The 3877-nt window shown below is 64.5% G+C and carries 5 protein-coding genes; all 5 read right to left on the minus strand.

The features are described 5' to 3' along the window. The coding region (gene prs / locus EN994_RS21575; protein ID WP_127307797.1) for a ribose-phosphate diphosphokinase at positions 1-414 on the minus strand (414 nt) is incomplete at its 3' end. 237 nt (positions 415-651) lie between these two features. Next, positions 652-1281: a hypothetical protein gene (locus tag EN994_RS21580; protein WP_063168841.1), complete on the minus strand. Its 630-nt coding sequence runs from the start codon at positions 1279-1281 to the stop codon at positions 652-654. 43 nt (positions 1282-1324) lie between these two features. Beyond that, a complete protein-coding gene (locus tag EN994_RS21585; RefSeq protein WP_013530004.1) occupies positions 1325-2476 on the minus strand; it encodes a Xaa-Pro peptidase family protein in 1152 nt (383 codons plus the stop codon). Then, positions 2476-3270, minus strand: coding sequence for a peptidoglycan editing factor PgeF (gene pgeF, locus EN994_RS21590; RefSeq protein WP_027162151.1), 795 nt, complete (start codon positions 3268-3270; stop codon positions 2476-2478). The genes EN994_RS21585 and pgeF overlap by 1 nt, the downstream gene beginning before the upstream one ends. A 105-nt stretch (positions 3271-3375) precedes the next feature. Then, on the minus strand, positions 3376-3877 hold a 502-nt coding region (locus EN994_RS21595; protein ID WP_206530455.1), incomplete at its 5' end, for an SAM-dependent methyltransferase.

Here is a 3877-nt window from a genome sequence, read left to right on the forward strand (position 1 = left end):
CGGGATGTCGAAGAAGCCCTGGATCTGGCCGGCATGCAGGTCGAGCGTCAGAACGCGGTCGACGCCGGCGCGGGTGATCATGTTGGCGACCAGCTTGGCCGAGATCGGCGTGCGGCCGGAGGCGCGGCGGTCCTGCCTGGCGTAGCCGAAATAAGGGATGACCGCCGTGATGCGCTTGGCCGAGGAGCGCATGAAGGCATCGATCATGATAAGCAATTCCATCAAATGATCGTTGGTCGGGAACGAGGTCGACTGCAGGATGAAGACATCCTCGCCGCGCACGTTTTCCTGGATTTCGACGAAGATTTCCTGGTCGGCGAAGCGCCTGACCGTGGCTTTGCCCAGCGGGACGTTGAGGTACCGGGCGACTGCTTCGGCCAGCACCCTGTTGGAATTGCCCGCGAAGAGTTTCATGCACGGTTCCTGGTGGAGGATGATGAGGCCTGACGGACTCGCTTGCGCCCTTTAACCGGGCTTTTAGCGGCCCGCGCTGGTATTGCAAGCGCCGAGATCGGGAATCCGCCGGCTAAACTCAAGAAAGCTCCGCGCCATCGCCGGACTGCAACAGGGAGCAGGGGACTTGTGCTGGTTCTTCTTCTCATTGGGCATCGGATTTTCCCAAAACCGTCTCCACTTTGGGGTCCGATGCCTCTAGCCCGCCTTGCCGCCGAGCCAGGCGGCGAACTGGTCGATGGTCTGGTCGGCGATCGCCTGCATGGTGGCCGGCGAGATCCCCTTCCAGCTGTCGCCGCCCGCGCTGGCGCCGGAATTGACCGACGGAGCCTTCTGCTGGCCATTGATGCGGTGCAGCCGGTTGCCAGCGGGGTCATAGACGTCCCAGACATAGATGACGGTGGTGTCGGCGCCTTCCGACATCGTCGAGAAATAGCCTTTCAGCACATGTGTCACGGTCTGGTCGGCGCTGCCGGCGAGAGTGATGCCGCGCTGCCTGGCACGGGTCTGCAACTCCGCCGTCAGAGGTGTCGCAGCTTCCACCGAAGCGCCGACGATCGGCGCGATCTGCAAGCGGGTCTTCGACAGGATGGCAGCGCTTTGGGCTGATGTGACCGGTGCGGCGGCGGTTGCGGGAGCGCCAGACGTGCTGGTGGCGGGCCCGGCCGGAACCGTTGCCGCCGTGTTGCCTGACGTTGCGGGCAGCGTCTGGGTCGACGTCGCCGGCGGGGTGATCGCCGACGGTTCGAGCACGTCCTTTGCGTTGGTGCAGGCGGCAAGAGCCAATGCCACAAGCAATGACACGGTCGTCACATGCGATCGTCTCATTTGCCTTCTAACTCCTTGGCGAAGAACGCCTCCCACTGTGGATTCACTTTACGATCAAGTCGAGATCATGGCGGGACAGCGGCCTGGGCTGGGATTCGGTGGTCAGGTAGGTGCGGCCAAGCGTCATCGCCGTCTCGGTGTCGGAGTCCATGATGATCATATGGGCGAACAGCGTCATGTTGGGCGCGATCGGTTCGGGATTGCCCTGGTAGAACATCGGCATGTCCATCCAGGACGGGGTGAAGCGGGCGCCGACCGAATAGCCGCAGGCGTTCAGCCGGTGCTTGGTCAGGCCGTGTGCCTCCATGGTGCGGGCATGCGCATCGAAGACGTCGCCGAAGCTGTTGCCCGGCATCATCGCCTTCTCGACAGCCAGGAGTGCTGCGCGGGCGGCGTCGAACAGTTCCTGATGGCGCTTCGACACCTTGCCGGTCAGCACCGTGCGCATCATCGGCGCATGGTAGTGGTTGAAGACGCCGGCCCATTCGAGCGTCAGCTGGTCGTTCTTGGTGAGCTTGCGGCGGCCGGCCTTGTAGCGGCACAGCAGCGCATCGACGCCGGAGCCGATGATGAACTCGTTGGCCGGATAGTCGCCGCCGCCGGCGAAGATCGCGCCCTGCATGGCGGCCAGGATCAGAGCTTCGTCGCCGCCTTGCTTGATCAGCGGCAGTGCCGCGTCGAGCGCATCGTCGGAGAGATTGGCGGCCTTCTCGGCCTTGGCTATCTCGGCCGGGCTCTTGAACAGGCGCAGCCGGCCGACAATGCCGGACGCATCGGCGATCTGGCCGAAGGTCTGCAACTGCTCGTCCAGGCGGCGGCCGTTGAAGGCGGTCAGGCCGTGGGTGTCATATTCGACACCGATGCGGGCGCCGAGCAGGTCGAGTTCGTTGAGCAGATTGCGCAGGTCGACCGCGGGATTGGCGCCGTTGCGGTCGGTCCACAAGACGATGTTGTCGATAATCGAGGTCTGACGTGCCTGGCGCAGGTCGGCCGAGCGGGTCAGAAGCACCATCGAACCGTCGGCCTTGACCACCAGGCACTGGAAGAAGCAGAAGCCGAACGTGTCGTAGCCGGTCAGCCAATACATGCTTTCCTGCGCGAACAGCAGGATGGCGTCGAGCTTCTTTTCGGCCATCTCGATGATCAGCCGGTCGCGCCGCGCGTCAAATTCAGATCGTTCAAAATGCAGCGCCATTATTCCCTCTCCAAGACAATTGCCGAAACCTGCCGGCCGTAATCGGGCTCCTTGCGATGCGTGGTGCGCCGATAGGAGTAGAACAGGCCTTCCTCAGCGTAAGTGCAGCGGTCGAGGCCCTCAGCCGTCACGCCTGCCTTGGCCAGCCGGTCAACCGTGTAGCGGTTGAGGTCGAACATCGCATGGCCGGCATTGGCGGACGGAGCGAAATAGAGGATGTTTTCGGCGTCGGATTCGACAAAGCGGGCGACGAATTCCGGGCCGACCTCGTAGTTTCGCGGGCCGATGGAGGGGCCTAGCACGGCGACGATGTTTTGGCGCCGGGCGCCGAGGCTTTCCATCGCCAGGATGGTGTTTTCGAGCACGCCGGTGAACGCGCCTTTCCAGCCGGCATGCGCAGCGCCGATGATGCGCGCCTGCGCATCAGCGAACAGCACGGGACCGCAATCGGCGGTCGAGGCGCCGATGGCGATGCCCGGCCGATCGGTGACGATGGCGTCCGCCTTGGGGCGCTCGCCGGCAAAGGGCTCCCTGGCAATGACGACATCGGGCGAATGGATTTGCCAGGCGGTCAACAGATGGCTTGCCGGCACGCCCATCCAGGCAGCGACACGGGCGCGGTTCTCGGCAACCAGCGTCTGGTCGTCATTCGATCCGGTGCCGATGTTGAGGCCCTGATAGATGCCGCCGGAAACACCGCCGACGCGGGTGAAATAGCCGTGGCGGATGCCTTGTGCCTGCGCCTCGTCCAGCAGCGGCGACCGAACGGGATCCGGTTTGGTCTGATTCAGCATGCGGGCGTTGTTGTCCGTGTGGGCGGTTTCGTCAAGAAGAAGGTGCTTGGTCGAGAACAGGCTGCAAAGCGCGGACGGGAGATTGGGAGGGGCGGCGGTAAAAAGTCAATCCGCCTCGGCAAAGGGCCGAACCGCCACGCCGCGAGGCAGCACCGCAAGCACCTTGAACAGCTCGCCCATGGCTTGCGGCCCGGCGAGGCGCTCGACGTCGCCGGCGATCCTTTCGCGCGCCGCCTGACCGGCATCGGCGCCAAGGCGGCCGGCGCGCTCGAGGATGCCCATGCCGAGCAGGAAGTCGCCCTGTGTCGTCAGATGGGCTTCGAGGCCATGTGCACGCGCGATCGCGGCAAGGGCGGCGAAATCGACGTGGGACGTGAGGTCGGCCTCACCGGGATTGGCCAGCACATCTTCGTGATCGTGGCTGCGCAAGGCCTGCAGCGTGTCCCCGACACCCGGCTGGAAATGGCCGTAATCGAGAAACAGGCCGGCGCCGCCATGCCTGGATATGCGCTCGGCGATTGTTGCCATCAGCGCGGTGCGGGCAGGTGCCACTTCGGCGATCGCGCCTTGCGGCGCGTGAGCGGCATCGGCGGGCAGCAGCGTCGGG

This window comes from Mesorhizobium sp. M7A.F.Ca.CA.002.09.1.1 (assembly GCF_003998555.1).
GTDB classification, from domain to species: domain Bacteria; phylum Pseudomonadota; class Alphaproteobacteria; order Rhizobiales; family Rhizobiaceae; genus Mesorhizobium; species Mesorhizobium ciceri.